This window comes from Sphingomonas crocodyli, from assembly GCF_004005865.1.
GTDB classification, from domain to species: domain Bacteria; phylum Pseudomonadota; class Alphaproteobacteria; order Sphingomonadales; family Sphingomonadaceae; genus Rhizorhabdus; species Rhizorhabdus crocodyli.
Window position 1 is genome coordinate 585,575 of the sequence record NZ_SACN01000002.1, and the last position, 18,855, is coordinate 604,429.

18 protein-coding genes and 2 pseudogenes are annotated in these 18,855 nt (G+C 63.1%); 19 read left to right on the plus strand and 1 reads right to left on the minus strand.

Annotated features, from left to right (window positions below; all coding sequences use genetic code 11):
- Positions 1 to 49 precede the first annotated feature (49 nt).
- The 15 genes and pseudogenes from EOD43_RS17415 to EOD43_RS17485 all read left to right on the plus strand — a co-directional run bounded on the left by EOD43_RS17415 (position 50) and on the right by EOD43_RS17485 (position 15,737).
- Complete coding sequence (locus EOD43_RS17415; protein ID WP_127745294.1) at positions 50 to 2,098, plus strand: transglycosylase domain-containing protein; 2,049 nt, start codon at positions 50 to 52, stop codon at positions 2,096 to 2,098.
- A 162-nt stretch (positions 2,099 to 2,260) separates the two neighbouring features.
- The gene (locus EOD43_RS17420) at positions 2,261 to 3,616 is read left to right on the plus strand and encodes a DUF6538 domain-containing protein (RefSeq protein WP_127745295.1); all 1,356 of its coding nucleotides are present in this window, start codon (positions 2,261 to 2,263) and stop codon (positions 3,614 to 3,616) included.
- 43 nt (positions 3,617 to 3,659) lie between these two features.
- A complete protein-coding gene (locus EOD43_RS24215) occupies positions 3,660 to 4,019 on the plus strand; it encodes an HNH endonuclease (protein WP_420822459.1) in 360 nt (119 codons plus the stop codon).
- 73 nt (positions 4,020 to 4,092) lie between these two features.
- A complete protein-coding gene (locus tag EOD43_RS17430; protein ID WP_164857294.1) occupies positions 4,093 to 4,377 on the plus strand; it encodes an antA/AntB antirepressor family protein in 285 nt (94 codons plus the stop codon).
- Positions 4,378 to 4,620: 243 nt separating this feature from the next.
- Positions 4,621 to 4,812, plus strand: a pseudogene (locus EOD43_RS24220) (BRO family protein); the annotation flags it as partial.
- A gap of 154 nt (positions 4,813 to 4,966) precedes the next feature.
- Positions 4,967 to 5,215, plus strand: coding sequence for a hypothetical protein (locus EOD43_RS17440; RefSeq protein ID WP_127745298.1), 249 nt, complete (start codon positions 4,967 to 4,969; stop codon positions 5,213 to 5,215).
- A 214-nt stretch (positions 5,216 to 5,429) separates the two neighbouring features.
- On the plus strand, positions 5,430 to 5,861 hold the full coding sequence (locus EOD43_RS17445) for a hypothetical protein (RefSeq protein WP_127745299.1): 432 nt from the start codon (positions 5,430 to 5,432) through the stop codon (positions 5,859 to 5,861).
- 927 nt (positions 5,862 to 6,788) lie between these two features.
- Positions 6,789 to 7,049, plus strand: coding sequence for a hypothetical protein (locus EOD43_RS23905; RefSeq protein ID WP_206363580.1), 261 nt, complete (start codon positions 6,789 to 6,791; stop codon positions 7,047 to 7,049).
- Positions 7,042 to 7,296, plus strand: a complete 255-nt coding sequence (locus EOD43_RS17455; RefSeq protein ID WP_127745300.1) for a hypothetical protein — start codon at positions 7,042 to 7,044, stop codon at positions 7,294 to 7,296. The genes EOD43_RS23905 and EOD43_RS17455 overlap by 8 nt, the downstream gene beginning before the upstream one ends.
- Positions 7,293 to 8,897, plus strand: coding sequence for a hypothetical protein (locus tag EOD43_RS17460; RefSeq protein ID WP_127745301.1), 1,605 nt, complete (start codon positions 7,293 to 7,295; stop codon positions 8,895 to 8,897). The genes EOD43_RS17455 and EOD43_RS17460 overlap by 4 nt, the downstream gene beginning before the upstream one ends.
- A 1-nt stretch (position 8,898) precedes the next feature.
- The gene (locus tag EOD43_RS17465; RefSeq protein WP_127745302.1) at positions 8,899 to 13,083 is read left to right on the plus strand and encodes a hypothetical protein; all 4,185 of its coding nucleotides are present in this window, start codon (positions 8,899 to 8,901) and stop codon (positions 13,081 to 13,083) included.
- Positions 13,084 to 13,278: 195 nt separating this feature from the next.
- Complete coding sequence (locus tag EOD43_RS17470) at positions 13,279 to 13,668, plus strand: hypothetical protein (RefSeq protein WP_127745303.1); 390 nt, start codon at positions 13,279 to 13,281, stop codon at positions 13,666 to 13,668.
- A gap of 360 nt (positions 13,669 to 14,028) precedes the next feature.
- Positions 14,029 to 14,331: a hypothetical protein gene (locus tag EOD43_RS17475; RefSeq protein ID WP_127745304.1), complete on the plus strand. Its 303-nt coding sequence runs from the start codon at positions 14,029 to 14,031 to the stop codon at positions 14,329 to 14,331.
- Positions 14,331 to 14,903: a recombinase family protein gene (locus tag EOD43_RS17480; RefSeq protein ID WP_127745305.1), complete on the plus strand. Its 573-nt coding sequence runs from the start codon at positions 14,331 to 14,333 to the stop codon at positions 14,901 to 14,903. The genes EOD43_RS17475 and EOD43_RS17480 overlap by 1 nt, the downstream gene beginning before the upstream one ends.
- 183 nt (positions 14,904 to 15,086) lie before the next feature.
- A complete protein-coding gene (locus tag EOD43_RS17485) occupies positions 15,087 to 15,737 on the plus strand; it encodes an HNH endonuclease (RefSeq protein ID WP_127745306.1) in 651 nt (216 codons plus the stop codon).
- A gap of 22 nt (positions 15,738 to 15,759) precedes the next feature.
- Here EOD43_RS17485 and EOD43_RS17490 read toward each other — a convergent pair whose 3' ends face one another.
- Complete coding sequence (locus tag EOD43_RS17490; RefSeq protein WP_127745307.1) at positions 15,760 to 16,068, minus strand: hypothetical protein; 309 nt, start codon at positions 16,066 to 16,068, stop codon at positions 15,760 to 15,762.
- A gap of 619 nt (positions 16,069 to 16,687) precedes the next feature.
- Between EOD43_RS17490 and EOD43_RS24225 the strand changes: the two are divergent.
- The 4 genes and pseudogenes from EOD43_RS24225 to EOD43_RS17505 form a co-directional block, all read left to right on the plus strand.
- Positions 16,688 to 16,834, plus strand: a pseudogene (locus tag EOD43_RS24225) (HNH endonuclease); the annotation flags it as partial.
- A 258-nt stretch (positions 16,835 to 17,092) separates the two neighbouring features.
- On the plus strand, positions 17,093 to 17,545 hold the full coding sequence (locus tag EOD43_RS23985; RefSeq protein ID WP_240653299.1) for a hypothetical protein: 453 nt from the start codon (positions 17,093 to 17,095) through the stop codon (positions 17,543 to 17,545).
- Between the two features lie 27 nt (positions 17,546 to 17,572).
- Positions 17,573 to 17,782, plus strand: coding sequence for a DUF6771 family protein (locus EOD43_RS24150; RefSeq protein WP_127745309.1), 210 nt, complete (start codon positions 17,573 to 17,575; stop codon positions 17,780 to 17,782).
- Positions 17,783 to 18,127: 345 nt separating this feature from the next.
- Positions 18,128 to 18,790, plus strand: coding sequence for an SOS response-associated peptidase family protein (locus EOD43_RS17505; RefSeq protein ID WP_127745310.1), 663 nt, complete (start codon positions 18,128 to 18,130; stop codon positions 18,788 to 18,790).
- Positions 18,791 to 18,855: the final 65 nt, after the last annotated feature.

Here is an 18,855-nt window from a genome sequence, read left to right on the forward strand (position 1 = left end):
CGCTATCAGATCGGCACATCATGGGCGATTTGTGATTTCCTGGTTCCGCTTGCCAAAAGCTGACGCGCCGACCCCCGATCCCGAAGGGGGCGACGAACCGGTCGCGCCGCCCGCCCCGTGGCAGCAAAGGCTGCGCGATGCCTTGCGCGGTCTGCCGTGGCGGCGGATCGGCAAGTGGACCGGCATCGCCTTTGCCGGGCTGTTCGCCTTCGCGATCCTGTGGGCCAGTTGGGTCGCGCCGCCGTGGGGCGATATGCAGCCGCCGCGCAAGCCCAGCTTCCTCTACCTCGCCAGCGACGGAACCCCGATCGCGCGGCGCGGCACGCGCGAGGCACCGGTCGACGCCGCGACTTTGCCGGTCGAGGTGAAGGGCGCCTTCATCGCGATCGAGGATCGCCGCTTCGCCAGCCATATGGGCGTCGATCCGCGCGGGCTGATCCGCGCTTTCTGGCGCAACATGCGTGCGGGCGGCGTGGTGCAGGGCGGCTCCACGATCACGCAGCAGCTCGCCAAGACCGACTTTCTCACCTCGGACCGCAAGATCGGCCGCAAGGTGCAGGAATTCGTCCTCGCGCTCTGGCTCGACGCGTGGCTCAGCAAGGACGAGATTCTCTCGCGCTATCTGTCGTCCATCTATTTCGGCGACGGCGCTTATGGCCTGCGCGCCGCCGCGCATCATTATTTTCGCAAGAATCCCGAAAAGCTGAACGCGGCGCAGGCAGCGATGCTCGCGGGGATGGTGAAGGCGCCCAGCCGCCTCAACCCCGTCGGCAATCTGGAGGGCGCGCAGGCGCGGTCGAAACTGGTGCTGGCGGCGATGGCGGAGGAGGGGATGATCACCCCCGAAGAACTCGCCCGCATCCGGCCCGCCCGCCCCAATGTCGCGACCGACGAACTGCCCGCCGGCACCTATTTCGTCGACTGGGTCGCCCCGCAGATCGAGGAGCAGGCGCAGGAAGGGAAGGGCGAAGTCACCGTCCGCACCACGCTCGACCCCACCCTTCAAAAGGCCGCGGTCAAGGCGCTCACCAATATCCTCTCGCGCTGGGGCGGTGGCGTTCATGCCACGCAGGCCGCGCTCGTCGCGATGCGCCCCAATGGCGAGGTCGTCGCGCTGATCGGCGGGCGCAGCTACCGCGCGAGTCCCTTCAATCGCGCGACGCAGGCGAAGCGCCAGCCGGGATCGGCGTTCAAGCTGGCCGTCTATCTCGCGGCAATGGAGCGCGGCTATGGCCCCGACAGTCTGGTCGATAACAGCCGGCTGACGATCGACGGCTGGGAACCGCACAATTACGGCAATCGCTACGGCCCGCCGATCCCGATGCGCAGCGCCTTTGCCCAATCGAGCAATGTCGCGGCGGTGCGCGTGGCCGAAATGGTCGGGCGCAGCAACGTCGCCGATGCGGCCAAGCGGCTGGGCATCGGCTCCGAACTCGCCTCCGGCCCTTCGATGGCGCTGGGCGTGTCGGGCACGACGTTGATCGAACTCACCGCCGCTTATGCCGCGATTGCGGGCGGAACCTATCCGGTCGAACCCAGTGGCCTGGCCGAACGCACCCCGCGCCAGATCGCCCAACTCTATCCCGGCACGCGCGAAAAGATGCTCGATCTGCTGTGGAGCGCGACCAACCAGGGCACCGGCCGCGCCGCCGCATTGGGCATCCCCACCTTCGGCAAGACCGGCACGACCCAGAATCACCGCGACGCGCTCTATGTCGGGTTCGCCGGCGGGCTGGTGACGGGCGTGTGGGTCGGCAATGACGATAACAGCGCGATGCGCGGCGTGACGGGCGGGCAGCTTCCGGCCGAAATCTGGCGCAGCTTCATGAGCAATGCGCGCCTGCGCGAGGCCGATCTCGACATCCCCGAAGGTCTGCGCGCCGACATTGCCGCGCGGCAGGAGGCGATGCGCCTTGCCGCCGAACAGCGCGCGCTCGAGGCGCTCGAAGCCTTGGAGGAGGAAGAACAATCCCCCTTCGAACGCTTCATCGAAGGGCTGATCCCCGGCTTCCTGGGCGGCGGCAGGGACGATCGCCGTGATGATCGTGGCGACGGGCGCGAACGCCCGCGCGAGGACGACCCGCCCTTCGGCGAGTGATGCGATTGCGACGGCGGGAAAGGCCGTGGCGGACACGCCGGGAGTGTGCGCCGAGCGATGAATTGAGCCAGAAAACCCCGTATACCGGGCTATTTTGGCCTTGCGCTGGGGTACACGACACGGGTACACGGCGGGTACGCAGAGCAACCCGAAGGCTTCCTCATGGCATCCCGCAAGGCCCGTTTGGGGCAGTACCTCGAATGGCATCACGGGACCATCCGCGTGTCTCTCCCGGTGCCCAAGGCGCTGCAGGAGGTAGTCGGTGCAACGCGGCTCAAACGCTCCCTCGGAACGGATAGCCCTGCCAATGCGGAGCGGATCAAGCACGCGGTCATCCATGAGCTTAAAGGGCAATTCACGGCGGCCGAGAGGTCCGGCGGCGGGCTGACCAAAGAAGCCCTAGGATGGCGTAAAGACATCGCCTCAGCTGCATCGTCGCGAGAGCAGGACACGCTGTCTCTGCTGATGACCGATCGGGCTGAGGAACTTGAGAAGGAGCGCGGATGGAAGGCTGCGCAGCAGTTCTCCGAAATTGCCAGCGGGCTTGTGACGCCCATCGACACGATGCTGGAAAGCTACCTTGATGGCTGCGGGCTCGCCCCCCGGACCATCGATGGCATCCGCCGCACCGTGCGAGTCTATCAAGACTGGGCGGAAGCAAATGACGAACCTACGGCTGTCGAGCGGATCGACCGGAAGGTAGCGGGGCGTTTCGTTCAAGACCTGCTAAAGCGCATGGCGGTGCCGTCAGCGGCGACCTACACGAAGTTCCTGAGCGGGTACTGGGCGTTCTTGGATGGCAAAGGCTACGTCAGCGCGTCGCCCTGGGGGAATCAGTTCAAGGGCGTGGGCAAAACCCGCAAGCGCGTGTCGATGGTCATGGACACGGGCGGCAAGGGCGGCAAGCGACCCTATACGACGGAAGAGGTGGCCAAGCTCCTCTATGCGGAGCCGGTAGCTGAAACCGATGGGCGCTCGCTGGACCTAGCTTGGATCGGTGCCCTGTCTGGAATGCGGATCGAGGAGATTTGCGGCCTGAAGGTGCGAGACTGTGCCAACGGCTGGTTCGATGTGAACGCCGATGGGAAGGGAAAGACCGAGGCGGCGGCACGGCGCGTGCCCATCCATCCTCAGCTTGCCGCGATCATCACCCGCAGGAGCGCCTCGAAGAAGCCTACAGACTTCCTGATCGATGACCTGCCGAAGCCACCCGATGACTCCATCCGTGAGCGTTCTATGCCAGCGAGTAAGGCATACACCCGCTTTCGGCGGCGCGTTGGCGTTGATGAGCGAGTGGATGGCCAACGTCAGTCCAACGTCGATTTTCATAGCTGGCGGCGTTGGTTCATCCGCGAGGCGCGGGACGCGAAGGTCACCCTGTGGACGCTGGCTGACTTGGTCGGGCACGATACGGAAAGCCTGCCGGGTGGTCTGACGATGGGCCGCTATCCCGGCCGAGCAAGCGATGCGGATTTGATTGCTGCGGTCTCGGCGGTGACGATCCCGCCCGAAGCCTAGTGTGTCGGACGTAGGGCAGCACGAAGCGGCGTTGGGCGACGCGATGAGAGCGCCTTGCGAGGCCTCGCCGCCCGTTCGCAAGAGGCGCTATCGCCGTCGCCGACAGCTGGTCAAAATCTATGCCGCTCAGGGAGGCATCTGCGCAGGCTGCGGAATGTCGGTGCCAGACATTGACGATCAGCGCCGAAGCCATCCTGATGCCCCCACGTTCGACCATGTCACGTCCCGCGCACAAGGTGGCACCTACCACACGCTAAACGGCGTCATGAAACACCGACGCTGTAACGAGGATCGGGGAGATAGACAGCCGACCGGCTGCGACCTCATTTGGCAGGCGCTGATTGAAGTCAAGTTCGGCTGGGTTTACGCGGGGTCGCCTGCGAGTACCGACTTCGGCGCGTAGGTCGCGGATTGCAGTCCACAGGAGCTACGCCTTCGACGCCGCAGTGATCCCTCAGGATCGCGACGGGGTCACCATGATCGACGCTCGCCAGCTGCATGCGTGGCTGAAGGTCTCGACACCTGTGCATAAGTGGGTTGGCCGCCGGGTCGAAGAGTACGGGTTCGAAGACGGCACGGACTTTCGGACATCCGTGTCCAAAACCGGCGGCCGCCCCCGCACCGACTACCTGCTCACCGTCGACATGGCCAAGGAGCTGTCGATGGTGGAGCGCACCGAGCGTGGCCAAGCGACCCGCCGGTACTTCATCGAGATGGAGAAGGTGGCCCATCAGATGGCGCAGGAGCGCCTACCAACGTAATCCCCATGTTCACCTTCAACGGCACTCAGCTTCGCGGGGTGAAGATCGACGGCGAGCCGTGGTTCGTCGCGACTGACGCTTGCATCTGTCTCGGGCTGACGACGAGGGGCGGGACGACCCAGCACACGTGCCGCTTGGACAGAGATGAGAGGATGACGGTTCGTAAGGGGGGGCCGGGGAGAAACCCTTTACCCTGTCGTCGCCCACCTCTTCGGTAAGTTTGACAGTGTTCTATCTTTCGTATCCCGCCCCGGCCTGTTCAAGCTGATCGAGCGTTCGAACAAGGCCGGGGCGAAGCAGTTCAGCCGCTGGGTGCGCCACGAGGTGCTGCCGCAGGTGATGGACAACCCCACGCATGGGGAAGCACACAGCCGCAGGTGCAAAGCCTGTTCAGTGGCCGGAGACCCACCTCAGGGCGTGCTGACCGAAAATTGAGCCCTGAGCAGCGGGAGGCGAGGAAGGCGCTCTAGCATGGCTTAAAACAGCGTATAGCGGCATCCAATTGTGCCGCACTCCCGAACTAGGAAACGCTTTTCCGATGTTCCGGGCGAGGCACCTGAAGTGCCTCATCAAACCTCTGGAGAACCACATGGCTACCAACTTCACGACCGTCGCAGGCAGTTCGTTCGTTTCCAATGGCCTCATGGCGGTCGAAGTCCTCAAGTCCGCGAGCGATGCGCTGATCGAACTACAGGCCGCGTCCCAAAATCTGCTGACAATAGGCCGGGGCTCTGAAGAAGAGGACCTCGAACGCCAAGTGGCAATCGCAGAAAGTTTAACGTCGGCAATCGTGGAACTGCGTGGGTTGGTAGCAGCCTGCGGTGAGGCACTGCGCTAACGGTGAGGTTGTCTGGGCTTGCGCGGAGCGCGGCCCGGCACAGCCAGACGTTCTCACGTCCCGGTATCGGTCCTCGTCCAGCTTCGTGACCGACCGCTGTCCGGTCTACGACAACGATTAGGGACGATTGCAACGGAACACCCTTTCGCCCTTTCATCGAGCGATACAATCGGCCAGCATGGTGATCTGCCGAAAGTTGATATGATGGGATAATATGGACGATCAGGCCGAGGAAAAGCGCCGCGCGGAGATCAGGGAACTTGCCGAGCGGTTGCCGTATGCGAACGCCAATCCCGAGTATGTCGGCCATGAGCTGGCTGATTTGGTGAGAAAATTGCTGCGAGCGTCTACTTCACGGCAACCGCATGCGTCAGCTAGCGCAGCTGTGATGATGTTCGACCAGCTTGTTCAGCGCGTCGCCATGCTATCGAGGAGCGACCTTTACACTAGCTTCACTGTAGCGATTGACGAGCTTTCGCCGTCTCACCAGCGCGGCGGCAAACGGGATCTATGGACATCAGCTGCGGAGGACGGGGCGCGGTACTACGTCGAGCTTTCCTCCAAGGACAGTTTTGCGGCCGCCCGGTCCTCCAAGGCAGAGCTGAACTTTCGCGACAGTGTGCGACGGATTCACGCCAAGGACTGACAGGATGAGTGCTGCTCGATTAGGCCGCACTTTCGGAGGGTGGGATATACCTTAGGTGCGTATCCAGCTGGCGGCCCACCGAGCGTAGTCCGTCGGATCGGCGTTGTCCCTCAACTGGCATAGGGGGCGAGGCTGACGACGCCCAGAGAGCACCTAAGGCATCCAAGAGCGATCTGTGTGATGCTCGCGTGCAACGGCGTGCGCCAGACGTAAATGGTGCTGGTTGAGCCCCCGCGCGGCCGCCAGTTTGCGTTCCCGCGAATAGGCCGCACTCTCGGAGAGAGAAACGTTCTGCGGCTCGGTCTCCACCCTGACCACCGACGATCCCGAGGCACCCATGCGACCCCGCAAGACACCCCCAGTTTCCCTGCCGGATGGCTTCAAGTTCTGCTGGAGCTGCTCCTCGCCGAAGCCTCTGGTCGGCTTTGGTCGCGATGGGCGGCAGTGGGATCAGAAACGAGTGGCTTGCCGCTCCTGCGACAGCGCGGCGGGGGTGGAGCGCGCTCGGCGGCGTCGCCAACGGCTTCGATAATCGCCTGAGTTGGGTCTGGGACCGAGCGTCAACTCGGCCCCGTTCCCCACGTTTATTCTGCGCGGACAGACTGCTTTGCAGCGTTGAGAGTGATGAGGGCGGTCTGTTGCTCCAGCCTCGCCGTCTCAAGTGAAATGTAAGCGGCCAAGAGGCCGATTCCTGCTGCAAAGAGGGCTAGCACCCCACCGATTACCGGTGACGTGAGTAGTTGAAAAATCAGGGATAGTCCCCGGCTAGAGTACAATGGCCCACGACCATCGCGGGCATACGCACCTTACTTCCGTCGCATCGACCTTCAACCCGATGCCGCATCAACATCAAAACCGAACATGCTCCCCTGTCTCCGCTGCCGTCCCGGCGGCGCGATGGCGGCTGGGCGTTCAAGTAGGACATCTATGACAACCTCCCGAACTTCTCGTGCGGCGGCGATCAACGCCAAATGCCGCGAGTGCATCTACGACCGCCTGTCGGTCGGCAACTGGCGCGAACAGGTTGCTGCCTGCGCATCATCGAACTGCGCTCTTCACTCCGTTCGCCCCGTCCCCCGCAGTTGCGTCGTGGACGGTAGGTACGACCTCGCCGCCATCTCGGTCATCCGCGCCAAGCTCGACCGGGCGCTTAACTCCACCCGCATCCTGGACGTGACCCATGTTTAATCTCGCTGTCATCATCAGCTTCATCTCGGGTGCTGCACTGGCAGTTGGGGTGGTCGGTCTCGTTGCGGCATTCTGGCCGCGTCCCAAGCGGCGGTCGGGCGTTGCCGCTGATGAAGGCGCTACTCGGCAGAAGCTGCGTGAAGAGGCGCGCATCAGCGCAGCCGCTGGAGAGGTTGACCTGACGATCCACTCCGTGGGCATTGAGCAGCTCTTGTTCGATAGCGTCGAGCAGGCGAAGCACCGATGAACGACGTATCGCGTATCGACGCGCGGCTGACCACGCAAAGTCGCCCTGGCAAGAACTCAGACGGGATCATCCCAAGCCGCCGAAACACCACTGCGCCAGAGCTTCAGGTCTTCGCAGACCTGCGCAATGGTCGGCGGGGTGATGGTGGGGCTGAGGAACTCGTTCGGGTTCTCGGCGGTGTCTCGAAGGCGGCTGGAGCGGTCGGCGGGGCACTTCAGGAAACGCTCGTCCAGCGTCTTGAGCGGGAGGCGAAAGAGGACCGCGATCAGGCCAATGACGACGCCTTCAATGGCGTGGTGGACGATACGAAGATGGCCGAACATGCAGCCTACCGGAAGTGGCGCACAGATGGATTGATGTCAGAAGAGCTGGTCAACGTCACCAGCGCGATCAAGACTGACATCGCGGCTCTCGCCAACTCAGGCGAGCCTTACGACATCGAAGACGCTCGCGAGATTATCCGGCGGCACCATCAAGGTATCTTTGTTGACCCTGAGACTGGCGCGACACGCAATGTCAGGCTTTTCACCACGGAAGGTCGAGCCAAAGCCGCATCTCACATGGCGCAGCTATCGCAGGAGCTGCTTCCTCAGGTTGCAGAGAATATGCGGCAGGAGGAAGCGTCGCAGGCGCTCAACCGCGCCATCGCGGGGTCTATCGACCTGAAGCCCGCAGGTGGCGCGTATGATGTCGACGCATTCGTCAAAAGCCTGCCGCCACAGATCAACAAGACCGCTGCCATCGGCGAATGGGTCACGGCAGTGGTCGCCCGCGCAAAGCAAGACGAGAACCTTGAGGGTCTCCTCGATCTGATCGAGCGGAAGAAAGAAGACGGCAAAACGCCGCTCTTCGGCGCACGGGTGACGGCGCAGCTTCGAATGGCAGCGGAAGCTGTCGAGGATGCCCGCGAGGAGCGTATCACCCGCGAGCGTACTGACCGCTGGGAAGAAGGGGCCAACGCCCTCTACTCTCGCATGGTTTCGGGCAATAAGCCTTCGGTTGGCGAGATTGGCCAGATGATCGAGCGCGGCGATATCGCACCCTCGGTCGGCCTTTCGATGAAGAACCATCTTGAGAGCGAAGCCCGCGAGGCCGCTTCGCGCCGCCGCTCCGCTCTGGCCGACCAACAGGACCGCCGGGACGCAGAAGTCGCCGTTGGGATTACGTCCCTCGCGATCAACTGGAAGCTTGGGAACGGGCCGATGAACTCGGAGGCGTTCGGCAAGGAAATCGAGAGGCTACAGCGCCGGGGCGATCTAGGTGGCGGGAAGGCGGTCGCGAGCCACATGGGCGCGCTCTTTAGCGCGTACCGCGACGGCCTGACGACTATCAACAATCGACCCGATGTCCGTGGCTACGGCCAGAGCGTAGCCGAATGGGCGCGACGGCAGGGACCGGGGGCGCTCCTATCAAACCCCAAGGGCGACCCTGTGTTCGTTCAAGAAGCCCTCTCGCAATACCACGACCTAGTCTTCGACGAGGGCAAGCGCCCAGCCGAAGCCGCCCGCATCGTGAAGAACCAGAAGCTGCCTTCGGCCACTTCGGTCGATAGCCGCATCGCCGCGCTCGAAGCGCGTCGTAAACAGCAACAAGGGAAGTAGCATGACGTGGACCTCTGCCGATGAGCGAGAGTATCAAGGTCTCCTTCGGCAGCGGCGTCTGATCGAAGCGAGGCAGCACGGCGACGCCGCACTCGCGCAAGCCAACGCCTCGCGCGCGACACCTGCCGCCAAGGAAGGCTTCTCCCTCTGGCGCGCAGGTGTGGGCGCGGTGCGCGACGCTGCGCAGGGTGCCATCGACTTCGTTGACGACGCAGGTGACTACCTTGCCGAGAAGACCAACGCCCCCAGCCTTGTGCTGGGCAAGCTCGCCACGAACGGCGTGGCTGAGGTGGTCCGCTGGGACGAATACCAGCGCCGCACGGCGGCGGTCGGCGGCGACTTCATGGATGCCAAGCTCCCGCAGCCTCGCGGCTCAGAGAACGCGGGGACCGCTGAAAAGGTAGTCCGAGGCATCGGCTCGTTCGTCGTGCCCTTCACTGCGGCGATGCGGACGATGCGCGGGGTCGAGGCTGTCACCACGGTTGGTAAGGCAGCCAAGGCCGTTGCAGCGGGCACTGTCGCCAACCTCGCTAACGTCGATCCAGCGGCGAACAATCTCGCAGGAATTCTTCGGGACACCTTCAACATCGATAGCGAGACCCTCGACTTCCTAGCGGCGCATAACGACGAAGACGGCATCACCACTCGCGTCAAGGCAGCGGTGACGAACCTACCGCTGGACATCGGTATGGAAGCCGCGATGGCTGCGGGTGGCGCTGCCTTCCGCATGTATCGCGACCTTCGCTCTGTCAGTGCCGAAAGCCGCGCGCTGGTGGAGGCGGCTCAGTCCGACCTCACGATCAAGCGGACGCTGGCGGATGCCCGCGCGGACCTCGGGGATAGCCCCGTGCGACTGCCGGGAGGTGAGCGCCCGGCGGATCAGGTCGGCGCGGTGTCAGTGCCCAAGGGTGCCAATGATGTCGATGCTCCGGCGAAGGCTGGGGCGGGACCGAAGGCGGTCGAACCTGCAGTCCAGGCGGTGCCTCCTTCGGGGAATGCGGATGCTCCTCCGGTGCTCCCAATGGCCACCGAGGGAGCCTCTACGGCCGACGCAGCGCGGATGGTCCCAGCACCGAAGCGGATCGAGACCCTCGACGACTTCATGGACTATGCGAAGGGCGTGGTCGGCAATGTTACTGACCCTGCCGAACTCGACCGGCTGGCGACCGCCTTGGTCGAGAACCCGCACAACGCGCTCGACCAACTCGGCATCGATCCCCTGAAACTCAACTACGAGCTGCTCGACGACCCGACGAAGCTGATCGCGATCCAAGACAGCCTTGGGACGCTGCTCGATGGCATCACCCAGAAAACGGGCCGCACGGGCATCCACGTCACCAACGCTGAGACCATCAAGTCAGCGCGTGCGCTCGCCATGTCGCCCCGTGTCCTCATGGGGGTCATGCAGAACACCGCCGGTCTGGCGGGTAAGCTCACGGGCGCGCGTATTATCGTTGGTCAGCATGCTCACAAGCTGCTGGGTAGCGTTGACGAAGCCATCGCTGAGATGGCGGCGGGATCGGCGGGCAAAGCCTACAACCAGTTCCTCGAAGACCTCCACCGCCACGCTCACCTGCTGGGTGTCCTTCGGGGCGCTGGCAGTGAGGTCGGTCGGGCTCTCCAATCGCTGCAGATGCGGATGGAGGTCACAAAGGCCGGAAAAGTCGTCACAGCGCAGGCTTCCGACGCGTTGGCGAAGGCTCGGGCACTTGCCGCTAGGGACGCGGCGCGTGATGCGCGCGTTGCAGCAAAACAGGCCGAAAAACAGGCCGCCAAGGATGCGAAGGACGCCGCCCGTGCCGCGAAGGAAGTGGATCAGTCTGCTCCCGAGGTGATCGAGTTCCTAGAGAAGCTCTCCCAGCATGAGCTGGACAGTGCAGCTCTGGGAGACATCGCGACCAAGCACGGCCTCGAACCGCGTGCAGTGGCCAAGCAGCTCGGTCTCGATTGGAAGCAGCTCGACACGATGGAGAAGGCGCAGAAGGCGTACACGGACCTGTTTCAGGACGTCGCGACGGATGCGGGCAAGCTCCGCCTGTTGAACCAACTGAAGGAGGTGAAGGGTGACCTTCCGGCCCTCTCGCGGATCATTAAGGTCCGCAATGGCAATGCCCTGAATAGGGCTGACGCCGCCGTTCGGGACACCATCGGCAACCTCTTCTCGACAGGGACCGCCTACTTCAACGTCCTGTCGGGCGCGACCCAGCTCGGGTTGAAGTCGATGACCCACCTCCTCGCATCGACCGGCCACATGGCCATGTCGAGGCTGGGGCTGGGCGGTGACAACGCGCTCGCAGCGCGGGTGCATCTCCTGAAGAGCTGGGCGAACGTCCACGCTCCGATGGTCGCCTTCACCGACGCCATGACGAACACTTGGAAGCTCCTCCAGAAGGAAGGGCTGAACGAACTCGCGGCCCTGTCGGACACGGCAGGCTTCGAGGCGTTCGCCAAGCGCGCCCAGGCGGCGTCCATCAAGGCGGGTGACGGAGTGGTGCGAGGTGTCGTGCGCGACGAAACCCGGCAGGGCTTCGGCTGGTACGTCAGCCCCGAGCGCCTCCGCTCAGTGCTTGCTGAGGCCGAAGACTGGCCCGTTGGCCGGTTTGGGCAAGAGGGGCTGAGGTGGTTTGGGCGCGCTGTCGCCACGACCATCAACGTCCCCGGCAGCGCCAGCCGCCTGATGACCTCGGCGTTCATCAACGCCCCTGACCAGTTCATGGGGAGCCTCGCATTCCGTGCAGGTGCCCACACCGCCGCCATCGACAAAGCCGTCGAAGAAGCGATGGAAGCTGAACTGAAGGGGGCGGCCCTCCTCGACTATGTGAAGGCGCGGTCGATGGACCTCGCCGAGCATCTCGACGGGACGACCGCTGAGCCTTTCGATGCGGGCGTTGAGGCCGTGCTTGAGAACGAGGGCAGGGACTTTGCCAAGTCAGTCCTGTTTCAGGATGACGTGGAGTGGCGAGGTGCGCATGCGCTGGCAGCAATGGGTGAAGTCCCCATCGTCGGCACCATCGTATTGCCGTTCATTCGGACGCCCTTGCGCATCCTTGAGCGGTCCCTCGTCGACTTCACGCCCCTCGGCCTCCTCAAGAACACCGTGAGGGAAGCGTGGGCATCCGGCGACACTACCCTTCGGGGTGAGATCGCCGCTCGCTACACGCTCGCCACCAGCATGATGCTGATGGGGATCTACTTCACCACGACCCAAGACATCGTCGGGTACAACGGAGGTATCCGCAACTCGGCCCGTCTGACCCGCCCCAGCTACAGCATCCGCATCGGCGGTGATGTCTGGGAGTTCAACCGAGCTGATCCCCTCGGGACCGTTCTGGGTCTCTCGGCCGACTTTGTCGAAAGCCTGCGGCACACCTCTGACAGCGACGACGGGCTCCCCGAGCGCGTCTTCGAGGCGGGCATGTGGGCGGTCTTCAAGAGCATCCTCTCGAAGAGCTGGCTGCAGAGCATGTCGCCGCTGATCGAGACGATGGCGGCCACCAATGAGGCGGCGTTCGGGACCAAGCTGGATCGACTGGCGGCAGGCATGGGACAGCGTTTCGTTCCTGGCTCCGGCGTGCAGCGTCAGTTCGACAAGGCCATCAACGGCGAAGTTCGGGAGGCCCAAGGGCTGATCGAAGGTTGGCTGAAGGGGTCTTGGGGCTCCGCCACCTTGCCGGTGAAGCGCGACCCGCTCCTCGGGCGTCCCCTCGACATGCTGCCCGGCGAACGCATGTTCGGCGTGCGCGCTGGCCCTGAGGTGGACGACGTGTTGGAGCGCGAACTGGCAGACCTGTACTTCGACTTGCCTGCTGCCTCGCGCAAGCAGCGCGGGGTAGAGATGACCTCGGCACAGTACAGCCGATGGCTCGAACTGAAGGGGCAGGTCGTCACGGACGCCTCTGGTCTGACGGCTGAAGGCAAGCTGACGGCTCTCGTCGGCCTCCCCGAGTGGGCGACCGCTGGACGCGAGCAGAAGCTCGACGCCGTTCGGAATGCCGTTCGGGGTTACGCCCGCCTCGCGACTGAGCAGCTCATCCAAGAGGACAAGAAGTTCGCCTTCGATGTCCTCAAGGCCCGCAACCGCGACCTCTTCCTCGGCCAGAGCCGAACCGTGGAGGAAGCGGATGCGGAGACGCTTCGCTTCGCGAAGGAGCTGGGGATTACCGTGGGGGAACCTGCGGGGAACTGAAGGATGGGGTAGGTGCCGGTGGTGCCTGCCCCACCTCGAACTATGCCGCTCCGTCAAAAAATTGCCCTGAATGGTCTCTCCTTGCGGGGTTTCGGATCACGCTAAGGGTTTGAGCTGGCAGACCTATTTGGCTCCTTTGGCACGGTTGATTTAGCATCGTGCCCCAGTGCATCTTCCGGATCATCGGGAGGGCCAATGGAAGACAAGTTGGGGGCACAGCCGGGCTTGGCTGGCGAGCTGAAGGCGTTGGGTCGATGGAGCCTGTGCTGCACTTATATGGCTCGTCAAAGTCCCTCCCGGCTGGCCATGTCCCAAATGGCGTTCTTCGCGGCTGCTGCGCTTTGCGACTTAGCGAAGAAACCGCAAACCATGACGGAACTCTTGGAGATGGTTGGGGACGTCAGCGGGGGATCGCTGAAGGAAACCTATGCCGTCTTTCTTCCTCCGAGCGCGAAGCGGCCCGGAGGGCTTGGGTGGCTTGTTAGGCGCTCTTGCCCCTTCGACGGACGCCGCAAGCTATTATGTCTGAGTTACAGGGGGCGGCAGGTGATTGAGGGTGTGCCGAAGTTCCTGAAGGCGATCTAGCCAGCCGGAGGCTCCCGTCACTTTTGCTGCAAAAATCCGAAGCGGCATATGGGAGAGACGATCACGGCCCTTCCCCCCGTGGGGGTGTGGGTGCACCGCTCGGCCCTCGAAATCCGTTGGGAAATCCTACTGCAATCGGCGGCGGCCCGGCGGGCTAGGCCCTCCATGAAAAGAGGGGCAGGGGCTTCGCAAGGGCGGGCGTATTCAATGGGTATAGTCGAGGGCAACGCAGGTCAGCTACGTTTTTATGGTAGCCTAAGGGTTGACATCGAAAATACGCTACGCCATCTAGTCATGGTCTAGACCCAATGGCTACGATGGCTGGCGGGTGTAGGTTCAATGTTAAGGGGATCACCGCTCATGCTGCAGTTTACGACATCGACCCAGATCACCGACGCCTACCCCGACCTGATCGCAGAAGGTGTCCGCGCCCGCTTCGCCAAGGTGGTCTGGGGTGACTGGCCTACCGATTTCTGCGAGGCCCAGCGGGAGGCGTTCGCTCAGTGGGAGCGTCTACGTAGCCGCGAGTTGGCAACCGAAGAGAAGGCCGAAGGCCGTCGCCGTCGCAGCCCCAGCATTCACAAGAAGCAGCTTCGCGCAGCCCGCCGAAAGGACGCTGCGGCGCACGGGTTCGTACTTACCGATGTCATCGGGCAAGCCTGATGCGTGTCGGCTACGCACGTGTCTCCTCAGTCGGGCAATCGCTTGACGTTCAGGAGGCCCTCCTCCGCGAAGCCGGGTGCGAGGAGGTATTTGCGGAGAAGAAGTCGGGCACGACGACGGAGGGGCGGGAGGCGCTGGAGCAGGCGATTAACTTCGTCCGCTCCGGCGACACTCTCGTCGTTACCCGCCTAGACCGGCTCGCCCGTTCAGGCTCTGACCTCTATGCCATCGTGGATCGCTTGAGCGCGAAGGGCGTGTTCTTTCAGTGCATCCAGCAGGGCGCCGTCGACACGACGTCCAGCATGGGAAAACTTGTCCTGGGCATCTTGGGCGCGGTTGCTGAATTTGAGACTGCGCTACGCAAGGAACGTCAGCGGGATGGCATTGATAAGGCCATGACCGCCAACCCCGAGAAGTATCGTGGCCGTCCTGCAAAGTTGGACAGGGCGGCGATCCTGCGCCTTTCAGGCGAGGGCATGAAACCGGCGGATATTGCTCGCGAAGTCGGCTGCAATCGCGTGACCGTCCACAAGGTGCTTAGGGCAGAGCGGGAGAAGGCCGAACCCGCCTAACGCTCCCAGATCACCACAGGACACCTCAAGCGGACCTCGGGACACCCTCGGGGTCCGTTTCTGTTTCTGCTGGCCTGCGGTTCGGCGGATCTGCCCGGCCTTCGATTGGGCCATCAGTCAGCGCGCGGGTGTCTACGGCCCTGCTTCGTTTGAAAATCACTGCTTCATTTCAAGGAGACACTAATGACCTACATTCCACGCTTTACTCGCGTCTATCACCCCGAATTAGCTGCTAAGATGGAAGCCCGCGTAACTCTGGACACCGTCAGCGGCTGCTGGAACTGGACGAAAGGCGTCAACTCCGATGGGTACGGATACGGCCTCTATTTTGAGGGGAAGCAGCATCGTGCGCACCGGTGCGCTTACCTCGTATCAATGGGTGACCTGCCGCCCACCGAGTTCCCTATCCGCCATCTTTGCAGCAACCCCGCGTGCTGTCGTCCAGACCATCTTGCCGTAGGGACGCACGCCGAGAATGCTGACGACACGATTAAGGCAGGCCGTCGACGGTCTTGCCGCACGCCGTTCGCGCAACGTCGAGAGCGCGCAGCAGCAATGCGGCAACTGGGCGGCAGAATCGAAGAGATTGCTGCGCGCTTTAATGTGTCGCAGTCGACGGCTCGCCGCGCCGTCAGAGGCCAGACATGGGCACAGCTGCCGGGGGCTCGGGACGCCAAGCCTAACGGGGAGCACAAGCGAAAGCTGACCAAGGAAGACGTTCGGGCGATCCGCGCTAGTACGGAAACGAACAAGGAGCTGGCCACGCGGTATGGCGTGACTGCTGCGGCGATTCATGCCGTCGTCGCGAGGAAATCTTGGCGGCATGTCGACTAAGGCTACCTCGTTGGGGATCGGCTCAGCCGCACTCCTGCGCCTTCGCAACCGCGATGCTGTGAACGGCGACCTCAGTGCCTCCTGCAGTCCTCCTAAGCTCAATCGCGCGGGGTTCGTTGAAGCCACCCGTGAAATAGACGAGGCTCTCGTCGGGGCGGTCTGGGGTTCGATACACGAACACGGAATCGCGCCAGTCTCGCAGCAGCAAGCACCGCTCGACCTCAAAGAGCGGTTTGGGGGTGCTGAAGGTGCCGTCTGGCTTCTCCCGCAGCAGGTTGCCCAGATCGTAGGCGTGGGCCGACGAACACCAAGCTAACATGAGGACTGCCAAGCGTTTCGTAGTGCCTCCATGAGTGGACTGCGGGTGGCTGTAGCAATCCTGCTGCCCGAGACCAGCGCATGTGAGGCTTGCGAAGGTGAGGCCTTGGGGTAACCTGAGGCCGCTGTGGGCAAGCTTTCCGGCCCTCGCTGCGGCGGGGCTAGAGGATGCGGCTAAACGCTCCCCGGTGCCCGCAGCAAAAGGTCGGACCTGTCACGGCTAGGCTCATCCGCGTTATTCCCGTGTGCCTTTGGAGCCGCAATGCTTCCGTGTTAGCCTCACGCCGCCCTACTGGTTCTCGAAGGAGGAGACGATGACACAATCATCCGGCAGTTCACCGTTTAAGGCAGACCCAGCGGTCCCTGATGGCGCTGAGACTATTGGCGATGACTGGACCGAATCGTCGCCCGGCACCGGACCAAAGCGCACCGGCGGGGGATCAGATGCAGGCACTCCGACGACCGTCTACTATGCAGCTTGCCAAGATTGCCCCAGCGATGGTGTGACAGGCGGCTGGGTTGGTCCGAACCGCTCAGATCGCGCCGACGCGGACAGGGATGTCTCGGCTCATTTGAAGGCGCATCCCACGCACTCGCCGGGAGTTGTGACAGCGGGTTGATGTACTGAGAGTATGAGTTCGCCTCGGAGCTACAGCCCAGTCGGTCAGTGCATCTACTGTGGTAGCCGCGACGGCTTAACGGTGGAGCACATTGTCCCTTACAGTCTCGGGGGGACAGCTAGGCTACCCGAAGCAAGCTGTCGGCCATGTGCGGCTGTCACCGGAGCATTTGAGCAGAGACTTACTCGCAAGATGTTTGGCAGCATCCGCGTGCGGCTGAACTTCCCGACCCGGCGACCCTCAGAGCGACCCAAAACGGTGTTGGCTCGCGATGCTGCCACGGGCCTAGAGATATCTCTCAACCCAAGCGAGGCGGTAACAATACTTCCTGTCGTTCATTTTGCACCGCCTGGGATGTTCCGAGACCCTCCTGAGCGGGCAGATAGTTATGTGGGCGCTACGGTCGAAGCTCGCCAAATGCAGCCCGACGATAACTCCAGATGGCCGTTGCTCGGCTCAAATACCTACACGTTCAAGCAGGACTTCGACCCTGACGCTCTGGCGCTCACCCTAGCCAAAATCGCGCACGCGTGCACTGTGGCGGAGTTCGGAATCGAAAGCTTTTCATCGTTCCTGCCGCCGGTGCTCTTAGGTCAGCAGAAGGACATTTACACATACGTGGGATCGTCACCGGCCCACATAGGTGATCCCACAGAACTGCACCGGGTCCAGCTGCACCTCGGGCATCCGCATTATGGCGCGAAAGCCGACTACCTTCTATCGGTTTCGATCTGCCTACTGTCATCTCTAGGGCTGCCAACGGCCTTAGTGATCGTGGGAAGGGCCAACGAACAGTGGGCTCAGCGGGAAGCCGCGCGGTACCATTCGAATGCCATAGGCATCCCCGAACCGCCCCCAAACCTTGCATGATCGTTCCCTCTATGTTCTCATATGTTGATGGAACGACTCACAATCCCCCGCCTCGCTGACATCCTCCTGAACGCCCCCGGATGGGCTCGCGTGGGCCTCACGGTCCCCAATGCCCGTATGCGCGAACAGGCCGCAGACGCCCTCGCAGCGACTATAGTGGACCGGCTGGGCCTTGAGGTGGACGAGAGGGACCGAAAGACCCTGCCGCTCCCCCTTCCGGAGCCTCAGGGACGGTGATGTCGTGGCGCTGTACCGCGATGGCCTGAAGCATCCCACGGCGATCTGGGAGGCCGCTATGATGCACTACACGGTCCAAGTGATCTGCACCGCCCGAGGGTGTAACCATGTGGCCGTGTTCGATCCTCATGGGCTCTGGCAGCACTTCACGGTGCGGGATTGGGACCAAGCCTTCCGACTGGCCCAAGGGCGCTTCTGGTGCCGTCCGTGTTCCGAGCAGGCACGGCAGAAGGTCAAGCGGGCCGTCCTTCAGCCGTCGCGAAACAAGGTGACTGACAACCGCTTTCCCATGCCGAACGAGAGGGACTGGAAGCGGTTCGTCGCGAGGCATCGGGGCTAGACGAGATGTCCCGCCTGCATACCATCCAAGCGACCCTAAAGGCCGTTGCGGACCACTTCGGCGCGGAGGTATCGGAAGGCCTTGAAGTGCCCCCCGAGACCATCGAAGGCTGGCCGGGTCTTGTAGTGATCGAGCGGGATGGCCGCAGGCATCTCCGGTCCATGCTGTGGGGTTTCCCAAGGCGCACAAGGGAAATGCGGGAGCGTGGAGACCCTACAGGCCGCATCGGGCTCGTAGCCGACCTTACCAACCCCCTGTGGGACAAACTGGTGGTCGATCCGCGCTACCGCTGCCTGATCGTCCTGACGCACTTTGCGAACCCGGACGGCGATCCCGGCGAGAAAACCCGCACATGGTTCTCGCTGCTCGATCAACCCATCATGGCTTGGGCGGGGTTCTGCCGGAACACGCCGGAGTTCGGGCCGGTCTATGCCGGGATGACGATGGAGGCCAATGAGGCGATCCCGCCGACGAATGACCGCATGCCGGTGCTGGTGGAGCCGCAGGAGTATGATAGGTGGCTGCGGGGATCGATTGCCGACGTTATCGACATGCAGTTTGGAGCGCCGGTCGCCGCTGACAGGATGCGGGTGGAACCAACAAAGGACTTGTGGCGCAGCGAGGGCGTGCCACCATCTGCAGGTGCACAGTTCGGCCTCGAGTTTTGATAACGTGGTTACGAGTGCCGGTTAAACGGCGGCTGGCTGGCGGGAGATAAAACGATGCCCATCAA